This is a genomic window from Burkholderia sp. BCC1208 (assembly GCF_902833095.1).
Classification (GTDB): domain Bacteria; phylum Pseudomonadota; class Gammaproteobacteria; order Burkholderiales; family Burkholderiaceae; genus Burkholderia.
In genome coordinates this window covers 622,859-640,456 of record NZ_CADFDY010000002.1, presented here as the reverse complement: position 1 = coordinate 640,456, position 17,598 = coordinate 622,859, and the positions used below count along the sequence as shown (strand labels likewise).

General features: G+C 66.9%; 15 protein-coding genes. 8 read left to right on the top strand and 7 right to left on the bottom strand.

Annotated features, from left to right (window positions below; genetic code table 11):
• Window positions 1-620 precede the first annotated feature (620 nt).
• Both HWX09_RS07700 and HWX09_RS07695 read left to right on the top strand, forming a co-directional pair.
• Window positions 621-1,550 (top strand): hypothetical protein, encoded by a 930-nt coding sequence (locus tag HWX09_RS07700; RefSeq protein ID WP_230469068.1) that lies wholly within the window; start codon window positions 621-623, stop codon window positions 1,548-1,550.
• A 90-nt stretch (window positions 1,551-1,640) separates the two neighbouring features.
• On the top strand, window positions 1,641-2,459 hold the full coding sequence (locus tag HWX09_RS07695; RefSeq protein WP_027782405.1) for a hypothetical protein: 819 nt from the start codon (window positions 1,641-1,643) through the stop codon (window positions 2,457-2,459).
• A gap of 134 nt (window positions 2,460-2,593) precedes the next feature.
• Here HWX09_RS07695 and argG read toward each other — a convergent pair whose 3' ends face one another.
• The 3 genes from argG to HWX09_RS07680 all read right to left on the bottom strand — a co-directional run bounded on the left by argG (window position 2,594) and on the right by HWX09_RS07680 (window position 7,031).
• The gene (gene argG / locus HWX09_RS07690; RefSeq protein WP_027782406.1) at window positions 2,594-3,931 is read right to left on the bottom strand and encodes an argininosuccinate synthase; all 1,338 of its coding nucleotides are present in this window, start codon (window positions 3,929-3,931) and stop codon (window positions 2,594-2,596) included.
• 318 nt (window positions 3,932-4,249) lie between these two features.
• On the bottom strand, window positions 4,250-5,320 hold the full coding sequence (locus HWX09_RS07685; RefSeq protein WP_027782407.1) for an FUSC family protein: 1,071 nt from the start codon (window positions 5,318-5,320) through the stop codon (window positions 4,250-4,252).
• A 178-nt stretch (window positions 5,321-5,498) separates the two neighbouring features.
• Window positions 5,499-7,031: a sensor domain-containing diguanylate cyclase gene (locus tag HWX09_RS07680; RefSeq protein WP_027782408.1), complete on the bottom strand. Its 1,533-nt coding sequence runs from the start codon at window positions 7,029-7,031 to the stop codon at window positions 5,499-5,501.
• 587 nt (window positions 7,032-7,618) lie between these two features.
• On the opposite strand from HWX09_RS07680, the gene HWX09_RS07675 reads away from it, so the two are divergent.
• The 4 genes from HWX09_RS07675 to HWX09_RS07660 all read left to right on the top strand — a co-directional run bounded on the left by HWX09_RS07675 (window position 7,619) and on the right by HWX09_RS07660 (window position 11,673).
• Window positions 7,619-9,154, top strand: coding sequence for an amino acid permease (locus tag HWX09_RS07675; protein ID WP_027782409.1), 1,536 nt, complete (start codon window positions 7,619-7,621; stop codon window positions 9,152-9,154).
• A gap of 260 nt (window positions 9,155-9,414) precedes the next feature.
• Complete coding sequence (locus HWX09_RS07670) at window positions 9,415-9,660, top strand: DUF3717 domain-containing protein (RefSeq protein WP_012338561.1); 246 nt, start codon at window positions 9,415-9,417, stop codon at window positions 9,658-9,660.
• A 188-nt stretch (window positions 9,661-9,848) separates the two neighbouring features.
• Complete coding sequence (locus tag HWX09_RS07665) at window positions 9,849-10,766, top strand: LysR family transcriptional regulator (protein ID WP_027782410.1); 918 nt, start codon at window positions 9,849-9,851, stop codon at window positions 10,764-10,766.
• Window positions 10,767-10,875: 109 nt separating this feature from the next.
• On the top strand, window positions 10,876-11,673 hold the full coding sequence (locus tag HWX09_RS07660; RefSeq protein ID WP_027782411.1) for an alpha/beta hydrolase: 798 nt from the start codon (window positions 10,876-10,878) through the stop codon (window positions 11,671-11,673).
• Window positions 11,674-11,715: 42 nt separating this feature from the next.
• On the opposite strand, the gene HWX09_RS07655 is transcribed toward HWX09_RS07660, so the two are convergent.
• The 3 genes from HWX09_RS07655 to HWX09_RS07645 form a co-directional block, all read right to left on the bottom strand.
• On the bottom strand, window positions 11,716-12,069 hold the full coding sequence (locus HWX09_RS07655) for a hypothetical protein (protein WP_027782412.1): 354 nt from the start codon (window positions 12,067-12,069) through the stop codon (window positions 11,716-11,718).
• 177 nt (window positions 12,070-12,246) lie between these two features.
• A complete protein-coding gene (locus HWX09_RS07650; protein ID WP_051421340.1) occupies window positions 12,247-13,899 on the bottom strand; it encodes an MlaD family protein in 1,653 nt (550 codons plus the stop codon).
• Entirely contained in the window at window positions 13,874-14,536 is a 663-nt protein-coding gene (locus HWX09_RS07645; RefSeq protein ID WP_027782413.1) for a DUF3313 domain-containing protein, read from the bottom strand. The genes HWX09_RS07650 and HWX09_RS07645 overlap by 26 nt, the downstream gene beginning before the upstream one ends.
• Window positions 14,537-14,911: 375 nt before the next feature.
• Here HWX09_RS07645 and HWX09_RS07640 point away from each other — a divergent pair, with 375 nt between their 5' ends.
• Window positions 14,912-15,526: a TetR family transcriptional regulator gene (locus HWX09_RS07640; RefSeq protein ID WP_034185267.1), complete on the top strand. Its 615-nt coding sequence runs from the start codon at window positions 14,912-14,914 to the stop codon at window positions 15,524-15,526.
• A gap of 114 nt (window positions 15,527-15,640) precedes the next feature.
• Here the strand turns inward: HWX09_RS07640 and HWX09_RS07635 are convergent, their stop codons facing one another.
• The gene (locus HWX09_RS07635) at window positions 15,641-16,261 is read right to left on the bottom strand and encodes a TetR/AcrR family transcriptional regulator (RefSeq protein WP_027782414.1); all 621 of its coding nucleotides are present in this window, start codon (window positions 16,259-16,261) and stop codon (window positions 15,641-15,643) included.
• Window positions 16,262-16,355: 94 nt separating this feature from the next.
• Between HWX09_RS07635 and HWX09_RS07630 the strand changes: the two genes are divergently transcribed.
• On the top strand, window positions 16,356-17,597 hold the full coding sequence (locus HWX09_RS07630) for a glycosyltransferase (protein WP_027782415.1): 1,242 nt from the start codon (window positions 16,356-16,358) through the stop codon (window positions 17,595-17,597).
• The last annotated feature ends 1 nt before the right edge of the window (window position 17,598 follow it).

Here is a 17,598-nt window from a genome sequence, read left to right as displayed (position 1 = left end):
GGCCGGAATCGCCGGCAGAACTGCCGGCTGGGCTTTCGGTTTGCGAGGCATACACTCTCCTTGGGAGCATGTTATGCCTTAAACACAAAATTCCTGACAGGCCCCGTGAGGGCGGTCGGTTCGTCCGGAATCACGCGGATCAACAACATCGCCCTGGAAAATTCCCTCGATAACCCACCCTAAAGAAATCCCCACCCCCGCCGTTACCCTTCTTCGGTAGCTCAAAAAAAGTATTACCAGAGCCGTACCACCAAACCACACGACCAGATAACCGAGGGGGCGCCCGGCCGTCGAAGCCGTGCGCAGTATCAGACGATGGGATGCACCGATTCGATGGGGCGCGCAGGCACCGGGGCTGGCGCGCGCTGTGCCTTGCCGCGGCATGCCTGCTGCTGCACGCGATTCTCACCGCTGCGTGCGCGTTCCCGCACGACCACACCTCCACGCTCGTACCCGTCGTGCCGAATATCCGGCAACCGACGCCCCTCTCATCGTCCTTCCCCAACACATCACCCCAAGCATCCACCGTCGCTCGAGGAGGCCCACGCACCACACCAGAAAAGTAACGCGATTCGAATCTAGACCACTAAAAAAAACGCATCAAAAAATCGAGGATTGAATTGAACAAGCATTCCCTTTGTCTGCTGGCAGCCGCCGCGATCTCGGTATTCGTCGTCGCCGGTTGCGGCGGCGGTGACGGCTCGTCGAACGCAACCAGCGGCACGCCCGCAAACACCGGCGGCGCCAACAACGCAGCCAGCACACCGGCCGTCGCGTCCACACCGCTCGCAGCACCTCCCGCAAGCGCCCCCGTCGCCTCGTCGCAGCCGGTGACGGCAGGCGAAGCACTACCCAGCCTGACGACCCCGCAAGCCGGCTCGACGGCCGCAACGGCAACCGGCCCGGTCGGGATCTGGTCGGCATCCGGCAACCTCGGCTACTCGACCATCGCCCTGGTCGATCCGCGCAACAACGTGACCGCGCTCAATCTGCTGGGATCGTTCGTGATGTCCGAGGATTTCGCGAGTCTGACGGTCAATGGCGCGACGTGGTCGCTCGGTTCGGGCGTCAACTTCGGCACCGGCGGGCTGATCACCAAAATCGACTCCGGCTCCGGCGCATACAGCCCGCAGCAGACGTTGTCCGGCACGATCAGCCGCAACGGTACGGCGTCGAATTTCACGTGGAGCTACAACGCCGCGAACGCACTGAGCGTCACGCAGGACAGCGTCACGGGCACGTGGGCGACCACCAACGCGTCCTTCTCGATCGCATCGGGCGGCACGGTCACCGGTACGCTGAGCGGTTGCAACCTGAGCGGCACGCTGCAGCTTTCCACGCCCGGCTCGAACCAGAACATGTACGACATGACGCTGGCAGCCTCGGCATCGTCGGGTTGCACGCTGCCGGCGGGCGTTCCGCTGTCGGGCAGCGCCGCGATCATGTTCGTGCCGATCAAGGGGACCAACGGCTTCCAGCGATCGATCCTGTACGTGCTGCGCGCAGCTGATTACAGCTTCGTCGCCTACGGTCAGGTCATCAAGCAATAAACGCACGGTCTGCTCGCACGCGGCTTTTTCACGCGCCGCGTGCGGCGGCCCGACGAAAACGTTCCGTCAACAACGAAAGCCACTCATCCAATGAAGAACTCATTCAAAGCCACCGTATTCGGTTGCGGCCTGCTCGTGACGCTGCTGTCCGGCTGCACCACGTTGCCGAACACGGACATGAAGCCCGAGGCGCGTCAGAAGCTGCATTCGATCGCGATGCTCGACGTCATCGAGCCGAAGCGTGTCGCGGTCGTCAATTTCGGCGGCGCGGCGGCCGGGTTCGGGCTGATCGGCGCGCTCGCGCAAGGCGCCGTGAACGCAAGCCATACGAGCACCTACACGGACCACGTGGCGGCCGGCAAGATCGTCTTCGCACCGGACATCGTGGACGGCGTGACGGGCCGCCTCACCGGCAACGGCTATCAGGTCGTGAAACTGAACGGCCAGAAGACGAAGCTCGCCGATGACGGCAAGTCGGACGACTACTCCGCGATCCAGACCGACGCGGATGCGATCATGAACGTGTGGTTCACGTCGTTCGGCTATATCTCGCCGGCCAACCAGCCCGACTACATTCCGTGGGTCGTCATCCGCGCGCGCATTCTCGACGCGAAGACGAAGCAGGACCTCTATTACAAGACGTTCGCGTGCGGCTACGACATCAAGGCGAACAGCGTCCACATCGACAGCGATTTCACTTACACGTACGGCAGCTTCAGCGATCTCGAGAAGAATTTCGACAAGTCGGTGGAAGGGATCAAGTCGTGCGAGAAGTCGGTCGCGGACATGATCGGTCAGGATCTGGCACGTACGCCGGCGCCTGCCACTGCTGCCACGACGATGACGACGACCGCGGCTACTGCGACCACCACGGCCACCGCGACCACCACCGCCACGGCATCGAAATAACCTTGACGCGCCTGCAGGATCGTCGCGATACGCGTTGCGGATCCGGCAGTGCTTGAAGAAAAAGCGGGAAGGGGAAGTACTGCACGCAGCCGGGCGGTTGTCACGCCGCCCGGCCGCTCGCGAAAGCGACTGGCTTACTTGTCGCTATCGCCCTTGATCTGCGGCAGCGCAGACGTTTCACCCGGCGTCAGCAGCCCGACTTGCGAATACACGCGCAGCTTGTCGCGCGTATCGGTGATGTCGAGGTTGCGCATCGTCAGCTGGCCGATCCGGTCGCGCGGCGAGAACGTCGACGCCACCTTCTCCATCGACAGGCGTTCCGGCTGATACGTGAGGTTCGGCGACTTCGTGCTCAGGATCGAGTAGTCGTTGCCGCGGCGCAGTTCGATCTTCACTTCGCCGGTGATCGCGCGTGCGACCCAGCGTTGCGCGGTTTCGCGCAGCATGATCGCCTGCGGGTCGAACCAGCGGCCCTGGTACAGCAGGCGGCCGAGGCGGCGACCGTTCTCGCGGTACTGCTCGATCGTGTCTTCGTTGTGGATGCCGGTGACGAGACGCTCGTACGCGATGTACAGCAGCGCGAGGCCCGGGGCTTCGTAGATGCCGCGGCTCTTCGCCTCGATGATGCGGTTCTCGATCTGGTCGCTCATGCCGAGGCCGTGGCGGCCGCCGATGCGGTTCGCTTCCAGCAGCAGCTCGACCTGATCCTTGAACTCGACGCCGTTCAGCGCGACCGGCTGGCCGGCTTCGAAGCGCACTGTCACTTCCTCGGCGGCGACCTTCACGTCGTCGCGCCAGAACGCGACGCCCATGATCGGGTTCACGATCTTGATGCCGCTTTCGAGGCTTTCCAGGTCCTTCGCCTCGTGCGTCGCGCCGAGCAGGTTCGAGTCGGTCGAATACGCCTTCTCGGCCGACATCTTGTACGCGAAGCCGGCCTGGTTCATGAATTCGGACATTTCGGCGCGGCCGCCGAGCTCGTCGATGAACGTCTGGTCGAGCCACGGCTTGTAGATCTTCAGATCCGGGTTCACGAGCAGGCCGTAGCGGTAGAAGCGCTCGATGTCGTTGCCCTTGTACGTGCTGCCGTCGCCCCAGATGTTGACGCCGTCTTCCTTCATCGCGGCGACGAGCATCGTGCCCGTCACGGCGCGGCCGATCGGCGTCGTGTTGAAGTACGTGACGCCGGCGGTCGTGATGTGGAACGCGCCGCTTTGCAGCGCCGCGATGCCTTCGGCGACGAGCTGCGCGCGGCAGTCGATCAGGCGGGCGCCGGCTGCGCCGTATTCGATCGCGCGTTTCGGGATCGCGTCGTAATCGTCTTCGTCGGGCTGGCCGAGGTTCGCCGTGTATGCATACGGGACGGCGCCCTTCAGTTTCATCCAGTGCAGCGCGGCGCTGGTGTCCAGGCCGCCGGAGAAGGCGATACCGACCTTCTGGCCGGTCGGGAGGCTTTCGAGAATCGTGCTCATAGGAATTACCGTGGATTGAAGCCGGTGGGATCGTATTTCGCGGAATATGCGAGTATCGGCTGTCCGGGAAGTTGGGGCAAGGGCTGATTTTGGTGCGGAACCGGCGTCGCGCCTGTCGCGGCGGGCCTGACGGGCGGTTAACCGGGTGGAGAACGCCGTGCCGGATGGCGTCGTATCGCCGCCGAAACACGCGCGGACGAGTCGGGCGCCGGCCGGATTTTCGGGGCCGGATCGGCCTTCAACCCGGGTCGCGGTCGCCCGCACGGCGCCTTGTCGCACAGAAAGGTATATGAAAGATGTTCGCGTGAAGCCGCAGCTTCAGATATTCCACGACCGCGCGGTATCGAGCAGCCGCTCGCGCAACTGGTCGACTTCGCCGGCCAGCTTCGCCGTGATCGACACGTAGCCGGACAACTGGGGCGGCGGCGCATCGTGCAGCGGGTCGACCGGCCGGCGTCGCGGGGCAAGCCGGCTCGGCGTGCCGAACTTGAGCGCGCGGCTTGCGCCGACCAGCGTGTCGCGGATGCGGCGGTTCAAGATCTTCATCTCGACGCGCATGTATTCGCGGGCCGCCACGTCGTCGCGGGCCGGCAGCGCGCTCGACAGGATCTCCAGATAGCCGATGCACAGGCGCAGGCTGCGCTGGATCGCCTCGAGCTGCGCCATCGACGTCTCGCATTCCTTCGCCACCGACGGCATCAGCGAGCGCAACTGCACGAGCAGCGCGCTCAACGCGGCCATTTCCTTCAGGTGCGCGTCGTCGCTCACGTCGCGGTCGCCCGCGAGCCGCGCATGCACGGCCGCGCACGCGCGCAGCGCGTCGGCGAGCTTGTAGCGCCACGAATAGGTCGCGTAGAGCGGCAGCGCGAACGAGAACGCCAGCGCGATCGCGATGCCGGCCAGCACGTTCACCGCGCGCCACAGGCCGTCGACGATCTCGTTGTCGCCGTGCCCGGCGACGATCACCATCGTGATCGCCGACAGCAGCGCGATGTAGCCGGCCTTGCCGATCGCGTGATACGCGCAGACACCGCACCCGACGGCCATCAGCAGGTAGATCGCGAACGGCGCGTGCAGAAACGAGTAGAGGAGGATCAGACCGAGCCCCGCCAGCGCGCCGATCGATGTGCCGAGCGCGCGCTCGGCCGCCTTCTTGCGGATGTTGCCGTGGTGCTGCAGCCCGCCGACGACGATCAGCACGGTGATCGTCGACCATTCGCCGTGCGGCACGTTCAGCCCGGTGGACAGCGCGATCGACACGAGAATCGCGAGCGCGACGCGCGCCGCATGGATCAGCTTCGCATGCCGGTAGCGGCGATACGGGTCGAGCAGCGGGCGAAGCGCGTGGCGTACGAGCGGTGGCAGTCGGGTCGGGAGCGGGGCGGTCATGGCGGAGCGGAGGGTGGCCGGAATGCGCACGGCGGCCCGCGCGGGCCGGCGCCGCGCCGCATGCGCAGCTGACGTAACGCTAGCCGAACGCGTGCGGGCTGTCCACGGCGCGGCAGAGTGGCCGCATCAGATCACGCGGCCGGTCGCATCAAGGCGCATCAAGGCGCATCGCGGCGCCTCACGCGTCGGCCCCGCTCGATTGCGCGTCCAGCACGCGGTTGCGGCCGCCGGACTTCGCGCGGTACAGCGCTTCGTCGGCGCGCCGCAGCAGCGTCGCGGCGTTCGTCCGGCCGTCGGCGGCGGTGGCCGTGCCGATGCTGGCCGTGACGCGCCCGTACGGGCTTTTCACGTGTTCGATGTCGAGCCCCGCGATCGCGCGCCGGATGCCTTCGGCGACGGTTGCCGCGCCCGGCGCGTCGGTGTCGGGCAGCGTGACGACGAATTCCTCGCCGCCGTAGCGCGCGACGTGATCGCTGTCGCGGCGCAGGCAGCGCGACAGCGAGTGCGCGACCTGGCGCAGCACGTCGTCGCCGGCGGGGTGGCCGTAGTAGTCGTTGAACGCCTTGAAGTGATCGACGTCGACGAACAGCACGGACAGCGGGCGGCCGCTGCGCGACGCGCGCTGCGCCTCCTTCGCGAGCACCGTGTCGAACGTGCCGCGGTTGTCGAGGCCCGTCAGCGAATCGGTGTGGGCGAGCCGGTACAGCTTCGATTCGGCGTCCTGCCGGCGCTTCAGCTCGCGCGACAGCGCGAGCGAGCCCCACGCGATGAACGCCGTGAACAGGCCCATCAGCACGACGGTCCAGATCGCGCGGTGGCGCCACGACGCGTAGATGTCGATCTCGGCGGGCGCGACGTCGACGATCAGCGGCAGCCCGGCGAGATGCTTGTAAACATAGATGCGCCGCACGCCGTCGATGGCGCCGACACCGGTCAGCTCGCCGTCGCGGCTGCGCTGCGCGTCGATGAACAGCGGCGAGTCGTGGAGGTCGAGGCCGACCACCCGCGTGTCGTACGGCAGGCGCGACACGAGCGCGCCGTTGTCCTCGACGATGGCCGCGCTGCCGTGCCGGCCGACCGCGAGGCCGTCGAGCAGCGCGCGGAAGTAGTCGATGCTGAGCGTGCCGACGACGACGCCGCCGAACGTGCCGTCGGGCCGGTCGATCCGGCGGCTCAGCGCGATCGTCAGCGCGCCGCCGCGCAGCCGCGACGCGTACGGCCGGCTGATGTAGAGATTGGGGACGTGCCGGTCGCGATGCACGGCGAAATAGTCGCGGTCGGCGAAATTGCCTTGCCGTGCGGGCGATGCGCTGGAATCGATCGCGATATTGCCGTGCGCATCCATCACGAAAATCGAGCCGAGATATGCGCCGGTCGCCGCGCGATCGAACAACAGCCGGTGGCGCTGGCGCGGCGGCAATGTCATCAGTTCCGGATCGGCCACGCCGTCGACGACGTTTTGCAGCGACAAATCGTAGAGTTCGATATTGCGCGCGATATCGCGTTCGATCAGCAGCATCAGATTGCGCGCATTTTCGACCGCATGGTCATACGCGTCGCGCCGTGCCTCGATTAATAGCGACGTGGAAAGTCCCCAACTGAACATCAGCAGGACGATGCCCGCCACGAGTACGCCGCGGGGCGACAGAATGCGTGCCACGATCGACGCGGTATGGCGGCGCAGCGTGGCGGGCAGCGGGAATGACTTCATCCTCGGGAGTCGGGGGCGGCGGTTACTCGCGTCGTTGGCGGTGCCGTGCGCTGATTATTTCGAATTAAACGTCATTATCCCGCGAATTCCTGAATTTCGTGTGCGCATGCAAAACATGCATGCGGAGACGGCGATTCGAAACGGTTACGCATCATTACCGCATTGCGCGCGGGCGATTTGATTTGAATCAATGAGCAGTGTCGGTCTTTTTGTCTGATTAATGGCGCGTCGATCGGTCGATTTTGCGTATTGACGCTGTATTTGGCGGATCGGGACAGGATCCGGTGCTGACGGGAAGAAATGAAAATCGAATGACCCGTACGGAATCGGGGCTTTAACGACGGCGAGCGGCAGGGGCCGCGCCCGATGCGGCCAACCCGCTGATTCCGCGAAATCTCGGGCATGGCGGCGGGCGGGGCGACCTCAGCTGTCCCCCTGTCGAATCAGGTAGAATCCGCGCTTCGCCGCAGGCGCCCGCCGCGCAACGCGTATCGGGGCCGCATCGAATGCATCGCAGGACGCGCTCCGCGCTCCGATTCCGCATGCGCCGGCTCCGGATGCCGGCCCGCTCAACGTTCGTGTCGTTTATGTCCGCCATTCCGAATTCCGACCCACCCGGTTCGTCCGCGAACCCACCCAAGCTTCATCGCGCGCTGAAGGCGCGCCACCTGACGATGATCGCCATCGGCGGCTCGATCGGCACGGGCCTGTTCGTCGCATCCGGCGCGTCGATCTCGCAGGCCGGCCCCGGCGGCGCGATGGTCGCGTACATGCTGATCGGCCTGATGGTCTACTTCCTGATGACGAGCCTCGGCGAGATGGCCGCGTTCATGCCGGTGTCGGGCTCGTTCGCGACCTACGGCGCGAAATACGTAGACGAAGGCTTCGGCTTCGCGCTCGGCTGGAACTACTGGTACAACTGGGCGGTGACGATCGCGGTGGAACTCGTGGCCGCGCAGCTCGTGATGCACTACTGGTTTCCGGACGTGCCGGGCGTGTGGTGGAGCGCGGCGTTCCTCGCGGTGATGTTCCTGCTCAACGCGCTCACCGTGCGCGGTTTCGGCGAAGCCGAATACTGGTTCGCGCTGATCAAGGTCGTCACCGTGGTCGCATTCATCGGCGTCGGGCTGCTGATGATCTTCGGCATTCTGAAGGGCGCGCCGGCCAACGGCTGGGGCAACCTGACGATCGGCGACGCACCGTTCGCGGGCGGCCTGCCGGCGCTGATGGGCGTCGCGATGATCGCGGGCTTCTCGTTCCAGGGCACCGAGCTGATCGGTGTCGCGGCCGGCGAATCGGAGCACCCGCGCACGACGATCCCGCGCGCGGTGAAGCAGATCTTCTGGCGCATCCTGCTGTTCTACGTGTTCGCAATCTTCGTGATCGGCGTGCTGATTCCGTATACCGACCCGAACCTGCTGAAGACGGACGTGACCGACATCGGCGTGAGCCCGTTTACGCTCGTGTTCCGCCACGCGGGCCTCGCCTTCGCGGCCGGCGTGATGAACGCGGTGATCCTGACGGCCGTGCTGTCGGCCGGCAACTCGGGCATGTACGCGTCGACGCGCATGCTCTACAACCTCGCCACCGAAGGCCGCGCGCCGAAGGTGTTCGCGAAACTGTCTCCCGGCGGCGTGCCGCGCAATGCGCTGTATGCGACCACCGCCGTCGGCGCGCTGTGCTTCTTCACGTCGCTGTACGGCGACAAGACCGTGTACCTGTGGCTGCTGAACACGTCGGGGATGACGGGCTTCATCGCATGGCTCGGCATCGCGGTCAGCCACTACCGGTTCCGCAAGGGCTACGTGAAGCAGGGTTATTCGCTCGACCAGTTACCGTACCAGTCGAAGTGGTTCCCGTTCGGCCCGCTGTTCGCGTTCGTGCTGTGTCTCGTGATCGCGCTCGGCCAGGACTATCAGGCGTTCCTCGCGAACCGGATCGACTGGGCCGGCGTGGTCGCGACCTATGTCGGCATTCCGCTGTTCGTCGTCGTGTGGCTCGGCTTCCGGTTCCTCAAGAAGAGCCGGTTCGTGCGCTACGAAGACATGGAGATCGCGCCGTGGATCGCCGCGAGCCGCGGCGCGCAGCGGCAGCCGGTGGCGAACCGCGAAACCGCGGGCTGACGCCGCGCGGCAGCGGCCGCGCGACGGACGACGAAACGGGAAGCCGCGCGCTTCCCGTTTTTTTTGCCCGGCTTTTGCCTGCACGGGGTCAAAGCCGGTTATATTGCCCGACCCTACCGGGCCGTGGCCCGGCCGGCGCGACAGGCGCAGCGCGGATCGGCATCCGGCGCGCGCGGCGCGGCGGTCGGCGAGCGGCCCGGCGTTTTCATCGTTCCATCCGGGCCGGCACGGCCCGCGGAGCGCGCAATCCAGAGGAATCCATGAGCGCATCACCCGCCGAGCGGAAGGCCGGACCCGTTTCCATCGTGCGAATCGAAGCCGCGATCAACGCGTGGCGCGAAGTGTACCCGCCGGCGCCGGACGGCGAGGACGGCTACGCGCTAGATGCCGGCAGCAACTGCCTGGCCGAGCTGTACGGCACGATGATCTGCTATCAGTTGCCCGACGTGCCGCTCGACTCGCTGAGCCACGAGCAACGCGACGCGCTGTACGCGACCGAGGTGTGATGCGCGGTCGCGCCGCCGCTGCGAGGCGGCGATGAAACGACGGGAAGCTCGCGGGCTTCCCGTTTTGCTTTGGGCGGCGCCGTGATGGCGTGAAGCGGCGCACGTGGCGGTCGCCCCCGCCTGCGGTATCGTGACGACATCATCCGGCCGGAGTGGGGCGCCGGATCGCTCGCCGGGAGGCATCGAACATGGAGTTGAGACATCTCCGCTACTTCGTCGCGGTAGCCGAAGAGCGGAATTTCACGCGGGCGGCGGAACGGCTGCATATCGCGCAACCGCCGCTGAGCCGGCAGATCCAGCAGCTCGAGGAAGCGCTCGGCGTGCCGCTGTTCGAGCGCAACGCGCGGCCGCTGAAGCTGACCGATGCCGGGCGCTTCTTCTATTCGCACGCGGTGCAGCTGCTCGCGCAGACGACCGAGCTCGAATCGATGACGAAGCGGGTCGGCAAGATCGAGCGCAGCATGTCGGTCGGTTTCGTCGGCTCGACGCTGTACGGCATGCTGCCGAAGATCATCCGGCGCTTTCGCAGCGAATATCCGGCCGTCGAACTGAGCCTGCACGAGATGTCGACGATGGACCAGATCAAGGCGCTGAAGGAAGGGCGCATCGACGTCGGGTTCGGGCGCATCCGCCACGAGGATCCGAGCGTGCGGCGCGTCGTGTTGCGCGAGGAGCGGATGATCGTCGCGCTGCCGCTCGGCCACGTGCTCGAGAACGCGAAACCGGTGCTGTCGCTGCACGATCTCGTCAACGACACGCTGATCATCTTTCCGAAGGCGCCGCGCCCGAGCTACGCGGACCAGGTGCTCGCGGCCTTCCACGATCGCGCGCTGCAACCGCGCAGGATCTACGAGACGCGCGAGTTGCAGATCGCGCTCGGCCTCGTCGCGATGGGCGAGGGCGTGTCGGTCGTGCCGCACAGCGTGTACGGGCTGAAGCGCGACGACATCAGCTACAAGCCGCTCGACGATCCGAACCTCGTCTCGCCGATCATCATGAGCATGCGCGCGCTCGACGAATCCGAGGACATCCGCGCGATGCAGGCGCTGATCTACCGGCTGTACGACGAAGCGCAGATGGAGTATCTGCCGCCGCAGCCCGAATGAGCGCGCGGGCGGTAAGGGCATGCTTGACGCTGCGCGCGCCGGCGGGCCACCATGTCCCGATTCGATGCGGCCGCCGACGCGCGGCCGCTTTCATGCAGACGACCGACACATGACCGATATCGTGACCGAGGAGACAATCGTCGAGACGCCGCAAGGGCGTCTCTTTGCGAAACGCTGGCGTGCGGAGCCGGCGCGGCACGCGGCAACGCCGATCGTGCTGCTGCACGATTCGCTCGGCTGCGTCGACCTGTGGCGCGACTTTCCCGCGCAGCTCGCACGCGCGACGCAACGCGACGTGATCGCCTACGATCGCCTCGGTTTCGGCCGCTCGGACCGTCATCCGGGCACGCTCGGCACGACGTTCGTGCGCGACGAGGCCGACCATGCGTTCGCGGCGGTACTGGAACGGCTCGGCGTCGATGCGTTCGTCGCATTCGGGCACAGCGTCGGCGGCGGGATGGCGGTCGGCTGTGCGGCCGCGCATCCGGCGCGTTGCCGCGCGCTCGTGACGGTCGCCGCGCAGGCGTTCGTCGAGGAGCGCACGCTGGCCGGCATTCGCGACGCGGGGCGGCAGTTCGACGAACCGGGGCAGTTCGACCGGCTCGCGCGCTATCACGGCGACAAGGCCGAATGGGTGCTGCGCGCGTGGGTCGACACGTGGCTGTCGCCGGCATTTCGCGACTGGAATCTCGACGACGACTTGCCGAGCGTGCAGTGTGCGACGCTCGCGATTCACGGCGAAGACGACGAATACGGGTCGGACGTGCATCCGAAGCGGATCGCCGCGCGCGTCGCCGGGCCGTCGTCGTTCCTGTTGCTCGCCCGCTGCGGACACATGCCGCACCGCGAGCGGACGGACGACGTGCTGGCCGCCGTCGCGACGTTCCTGCGCGACGCGCTCGCCTGAGCGCGCCACTGCCATTGCCAGCGGGCGCCTGCCCGCCGGCCGTCAGAACGCAAGCTGGATCGCGAGATCGATCGCCAGCAGCGCGATCGAGCAGCCGATGCCGAGAATCACGTTCGGCAAGCGATGCTCGAAATCGCGATGATCCTTGCGCATCGCGGCGCCGAGCAGGAAGATCGCCTCGACGACGATCTGCAGCCCGACGAACAGCAGCATCAGCAGATACTCGTAGCCCATCTGCTTGAACGCGACGAATTGCATTCCGTGATCGCGGATCCACTGGCCGACGCGCAGCAACTCGTAGACGAACAGCAACGCGGGGAACAGGTAACTGATGATGTAGGTCGGCGCGGTGGCGTGCCGTAGTTCGAGATGGAAGTGCTGATGCGTGGTGGCCATCACAACCCTCCTTGCAACGCATGATTGCGGTCGCGACGGCGGCGCGATCGCGTGCAAACGTCGGGGTTACCCGATGCCCAGTGCGCAGCCGTACGACATCAGCATACTGCTGCGCGGGGAATTTGGCATGCGATGCGTGCGATCGTCGTAAAAATGCCGATGCGGGGCGCGACGGGTTCACCGTGGCGTACTCGCCGGATGCGGTGCGCGATCGGGTTGCGCGATGCCTGATGCGCTCGGCCGCAACCATTCCGGATGCTGCTCCATTTCATCGGCCAACGCGCGCAGCGCGCGCGACGTGCGCGCGAATTGCGTCAGCGTACGGCGGACGTTCGATGTACCCGCACCCTTTTTCCCGAGCATGGCCTGCGCGACCATGAACGCCTGTCGCGCGGTGCCCAGCGCGGCATGGGCCTGCGGTGCGAGTTCGGTATCGAGGCGGGCGAACAGCGCGTCGGTGTTCGCGAGCGCGACGTTCAGGTCCGCGCCCATCCGGTCGAGCGGCAATCGGGAAAATGTGCCGGCGATGTCGGCAATCTGATCGCGCAGCACGTCGAGCGTACCGGGCACGGTCGGCAATGCAATCGGCTCGCGATTCGTATCGACCGACGCGTGCGGCGCGTGCGGGAACATGTCGAGCGCGACATACGAGCGGTTGGCGATCGGATTGCCGATGCGCAACTGGCCGCGCAAGCCGCGCGCGACGAGCGTATGCAACAGCGCCTTGCCGGCGGCGGAATCGCCGTTGCCGAGGACGTCGCGGTAGCGCTGCCCGAGGCGATCGGGGTAGAGAGTCATCGTCACGCGCATCGTGACGTCGCCGCGTGCCGCGTCGTATTCGGTGCCGACGGCCGTCACGTTGCCGAGCTCGATCCCGCGGAAATCCACCGGCGCGCCGACCTCGAGCCCGCGCAGCGAGCGGTCGAAACGCATCACCACCGGCGCGGCCGGTGCATTCGGCGTGCGCATCGCGTCGAGTTCGTCGTCGGCCACGCGAAAGCGCGCGCCATCTGATGCCGCGGCGATCGACGTGCGTCCCGGCGGCGACGCGAATGCGAGCGCGCCGGCGAGCAGCGCGGCGATCGACGGCGTGCCGAGCTTCATACCGCCCGCGTCGAGCTGCACGCCGAGGCCGCCGGCCTGCCACCAGCGCGCATCGGCATCGACGTATCGATCGAACGGCGCGGCGACGAACACGTCGATCGATACGCCGTGCCCGTCGGCGTCCAGCGCATAACCGACGACCTGGCCGACGCGCGCGCGCCGGTGATAGACCGGCGAGCCGATCGCGACGGAGCCGAGCGAGGTTGCGCGCAACGTGTAGTGACGACCGCCGCCTTCGGCGACCGGCGGTGCGTCGAGCCCGGCGAACGCGGTACGCGGGTCGTGCGAATGGCCGACGGCCGCCGCGATGTACGCGCCCGACCGCATCGAATCGAGACCGGACACGCCGTCGGGCCCGAGGCGCGGCCGCACGATCCAGAAGCGTGTGTCGGCCACGGCCAATGCGCGTGCGTCGGTGTCCAGCCGCACGTCGATCGTCACGCCCGGTTGCCCGCGCCGTGTACGAACACGCGTGACGCGGCCGATTTCGACATTGCGCAGCCGCAGCGTCGATCGGCCGGCTTCCAGTCCGTCGGCGGTCGCGAACGCAATCGTGAGCGTCGGCCCGCGGCTGCCGAGCAACGACACGCCCCACGCGAGACAGCACGCAACTGCCGCGAGCGGCACGATCCAGACGATCGCCGCACGCGGCCAGCGGGCACGCCACGGCGCAATACGCGCCGACGTGCGCCCGCGGCGTTCAGTCGAATTGCGCGACGAGCGCATCGGCACCCTTGTCGATTCCGGTTTTTGCCGCGCCGAGCGCACCGAAACTCGCGCCGATGTTCATCGCGTTCGGATACTGCTTCGTCACGTACGCGCTGATCAGCCGGTTCGTCGACGCATCGCGGATCTCCACCGCGTAGATGACCGAGCCCGTGAACGCCCCTTCGCGACCGCGGATCGCCTGCACGCCGTTGTAGACGTTCCCCGCGAGATCGAAATGCGCGAACGCACCGGCAAACGTCGTCGTCGTCACGGCGCCCGTCAGCGTCAGTTTCACGCGCAGCGTGTCGGGGCCCGGCGTGCCCGTCAGCTCGAAGCGCTTGCCGAGCTTCTTCGCGAACGTGTCGCCCATGTACGCGGCAAGCGTCGACTTGTCCTGCTCGGTCAGGTCGCCGAACTGATGATCGGCGCCGCGATAGACGGCCACCGGGTCGAGGATCAGCTTCCGGTACGTGTGCCAATCCGCCGGCAGCGCGTAGCGGTAGGGCATGCGCCCGGACTTGTCCTGCGGATCGCTGCGCAGATACGGCGACGATTCGATGCCGCTGTAGCGGGCGGGCTGAACGCCGGCGCATCCGGCGAGCGCGACGCACAGCGCGGCGTTGAGCAGGTGGCTGGGCTTGATCGATCGGTTCATCTGATTCTCCGGGGTCGGGATTCGTGCCGGCGGAGCCGACACGAAAGGTGGTGCAACAGGGGCGGCAACGCCGCTCGGATTTGTAAAAAAACCAACTAGGCGGTTTGTTTTTAGGGCGTAATACGGGCAATGAATCGTGGGAGCGGCAGGCCGCCCGATAAAGGTGAGCGGCCGGAAAGCCGCGCCCTGCGGGCCTCCCGTCGCGTCACGTGATGTGAGACGCGGCCCGTCATTCGGCCAGGGTCGATGCGGGAGCCGATCGTAGCACCGCCATTTTCGGATGTAAACCGACCAGGCGGTTTGTTTGTGATAAACTCCGCGCACTGTCTTCATGCGGCTCGGCCGCGTGGCCTCATTCCATACCGGGAAAACTTCATGGACAACCCGACGCGTTCCGAGCGAACGCGCACTGCCGCGATCCAGGCGGCGCTCGCGATCCTCGAGCGCGACGGCCCGGGCAAGCTCACGTTCGATGCGATTTCGCGCGAAAGCGGCATCAGCAAGGGCGGGCTGATGCATCAGTTCCGCACGAAAGGCGATGTGCTGAATGCATTGATGGAACATCAGCAGGACACCTACCAACGTTTCCAGCGCGACTATCTGGCCGCGCGCGACCCGGGCGAAGCGCAGCCGACGCTGGCCGCGCAGATCGCGACGATGCGTGAAGTGATCGACCAGCAGCCGTCGGCGGCGCTGGCGATCATGGCGGCGCTGGTCGAGGATCCCGCGCCGCTGCAGAAGGTGCGCGAGACCGATGCCGAGAACGTGAAGCGGATCACGGCCGAATCCGGCGATCCCGAGCTCGCGCTGCTGCGATGGAAAGCGGCGTGGGGGCTCGCGTTATCGGCGATGTTCGGGCTGTGTCCGCTGTCGGCCGACGAGCGCGCGAGGCTGTTCGACCGGCTGCTCGACGAGACGCAATGGCCGTCGGGCGGCGGCGATGCCGCGCCACGCGGTGCGCCGGCGGCGAAAGCGCCGCGGAAAAAATGAAGCGCGCGTTCGTCGTATGCGGCGTGGCGGTCGCCCGTTTCGGGCGCTCGCTGCTCGCGGTCGTGCTCGGGCGCTTGTAAAAGCGTGACGCACACGCACGCTCGCATGCGTGCGTCAGCGTTTGGCTTCCGCGCCTTCGACAAACAGCTTCGCGACCGACTGAAACTCCCGTTTCAGCGACAGCCCCGGCACGGTCAGCCAGCGCAGCATCGCCGCGAGATACAGGTGATGGAACCAGGTTGCGAGCTGATCGGCCCGCAGCGTGCGGTTCAGTTCGCCAGCCTGCTGCCCGGCGGCGATCAGTTGCTGCCACACCCATGCGATATCGCTGCCGTTCTCTCCCGCACGCTCCGGTTCGGCAGCGCCGATGCTCAGGAAGCGGTGCCGCAGGTAGGCGAGCAGGTACGCCGGATGGTGTTCGCACCAGACGGCCGACGCGTCGAGCACGCAGCCGATGCGCGACGCAAAGGTCTTGCGCCGCGCGACGTCGCGCTGCAAATGCGCGAGATCGCGCGCGAGTTCGCCTTCGAGCCAGTGCGCGAGCACGGCTTCCTTCGTCGGAAAGTGGTTGTACAGCGTGCGTTTCGCGACATCGGCCTGCGCGGCGATCTGCTCCATCGTGACGGCATCGTAGCCGTGCGCATCGAACAGGCGCGCGCCGGTCTCGGCGAGATGCGCGAGCATCTGGATGCGCTTGCGCGCGCGGCGGCCCGGATCGTCGGTCGAAATCGTCATGGCAGGGGATTGACTGAAAGTGTACGGATTGCATTAGTATACGACGTGCACTTTTTTTGAATCCAACTTTTGCGCCGTGTACGAGGAGCCCCGCATGAAACTCGTCATCGTCACCTACGGCACCGAAGGCGACACGCGCCCGCTCGCGGCACTGGGCCGCGCGCTGCTGGATGCCGGTCACGACGTCCGGCTGCTGGCGGATGCGGCGACGCTCGGCTCGGCCGCCGCGCTCGGCGTGCCGTCGGCGCCGCTGTCCGGCGATATCCGCCGCGCGATTGCGCCGGAAGGCGCGTTGGCCGACGCGGTGCGCGGGCGCGGTGGCTTCGGCGATACATCGAAGGCGCTCGCGGCGATCGCGAACGCGAACACGGCCGCATGGATGCGCGAAGTGGCGGACGCATCGGCCGGGTGCGACGCGCTTCTCGTGTCGGGGCTCGCGTCGTTCGTCGGGTTGTCGGTCGCCGAGTATCGCGGTATACCGGCGATCGGCGCGGGCATGATCCCGATCACGCCGACCGCCGAATTCGCGTCGCCGTTCCTGCCGCCGGGGAAGGTGCCGCGCTGGCTGAATCGCGCGAGCCATCGGCTCGTGAATGCGCTGCTGTGGCAGGCGTTCAGGAAGTCGACCAATGCCGCGCGCGCCAGCGTATGCGGATTGCCGCCGCGCAAGCACGTGTGGACCGATCATCCGATGCTGTATGGCGTGTCGCCGGCGCTGCTGTCCGGCCCGGCCGACTGGCCGGCGAACGTGCAGGCATGCGGCCAGTGGCGGATCGATGCGCGTGCCTGGGCGCCGCCCCCGGAACTGTCGGCGTTTCTCGACGCGGGCGAGCCGCCCGTGTACATCGGTTTCGGCAGCATGGCCGGCTTCGATCGTGCGGCGATGGCCATGGCGCTGACGCAGGCGCTGGCCGGCCGGCGCGCGCTGTTCTATCCGGGCTGGAGCGGCATCGATGCATCGCTGCTGCCGGCGCACGTTCGCGTGATCGGCGACACGCCGCACGACTGGCTGTTCCCGCGCGTCGCGATGGCGATTCATCACGGCGGGTCGGGCACCACGCATTCGGCTGCGCGGGCCGGCATTGCGTCGGTGGTCGTGCCGTTCGCGGGCGATCAGTTCTTCTGGGCGAACCGGCTGCAACGGCTCGGTGTCGCGGATGCGCCGGTCGCGGGGCGGCGCGTGGACGCCGCCGCGCTGGCGCGGGCGATCGCGTTTGCCGAACGAGGCGAGACGAAGGCGCGTGCGGCGCAACTCGGCGCGCGCCTCGCGCAAGAAGACGAGTTGAAGCGGGCCGTCAGTGCGATCGAACGGTGGGGGCAACCGCGCGAGAGGTGAG

Coding starts and splice junctions, on each gene's coding strand:
- HWX09_RS07695 (WP_027782405.1), top strand. CDS start 1,641: ATGAAGAACTCATTCAAAGCCACCGTATTCGGTTGCGGCCTGCTCGTG.
- argG (WP_027782406.1), bottom strand. CDS start 3,931: ATGAGCACGATTCTCGAAAGCCTCCCGACCGGCCAGAAGGTCGGTATC.
- HWX09_RS07685 (WP_027782407.1), bottom strand. CDS start 5,320: ATGACCGCCCCGCTCCCGACCCGACTGCCACCGCTCGTACGCCACGCG.
- HWX09_RS07680 (WP_027782408.1), bottom strand. CDS start 7,031: ATGAAGTCATTCCCGCTGCCCGCCACGCTGCGCCGCCATACCGCGTCG.
- HWX09_RS07675 (WP_027782409.1), top strand. CDS start 7,619: ATGTCCGCCATTCCGAATTCCGACCCACCCGGTTCGTCCGCGAACCCA.
- HWX09_RS07670 (WP_012338561.1), top strand. CDS start 9,415: ATGAGCGCATCACCCGCCGAGCGGAAGGCCGGACCCGTTTCCATCGTG.
- HWX09_RS07665 (WP_027782410.1), top strand. CDS start 9,849: ATGGAGTTGAGACATCTCCGCTACTTCGTCGCGGTAGCCGAAGAGCGG.
- HWX09_RS07660 (WP_027782411.1), top strand. CDS start 10,876: ATGACCGATATCGTGACCGAGGAGACAATCGTCGAGACGCCGCAAGGG.
- HWX09_RS07655 (WP_027782412.1), bottom strand. CDS start 12,069: ATGGCCACCACGCATCAGCACTTCCATCTCGAACTACGGCACGCCACC.
- HWX09_RS07650 (WP_051421340.1), bottom strand. CDS start 13,899: ATGCGCTCGTCGCGCAATTCGACTGAACGCCGCGGGCGCACGTCGGCG.
- HWX09_RS07645 (WP_027782413.1), bottom strand. CDS start 14,536: ATGAACCGATCGATCAAGCCCAGCCACCTGCTCAACGCCGCGCTGTGC.
- HWX09_RS07640 (WP_034185267.1), top strand. CDS start 14,912: ATGGACAACCCGACGCGTTCCGAGCGAACGCGCACTGCCGCGATCCAG.
- HWX09_RS07635 (WP_027782414.1), bottom strand. CDS start 16,261: ATGACGATTTCGACCGACGATCCGGGCCGCCGCGCGCGCAAGCGCATC.
- HWX09_RS07630 (WP_027782415.1), top strand. CDS start 16,356: ATGAAACTCGTCATCGTCACCTACGGCACCGAAGGCGACACGCGCCCG.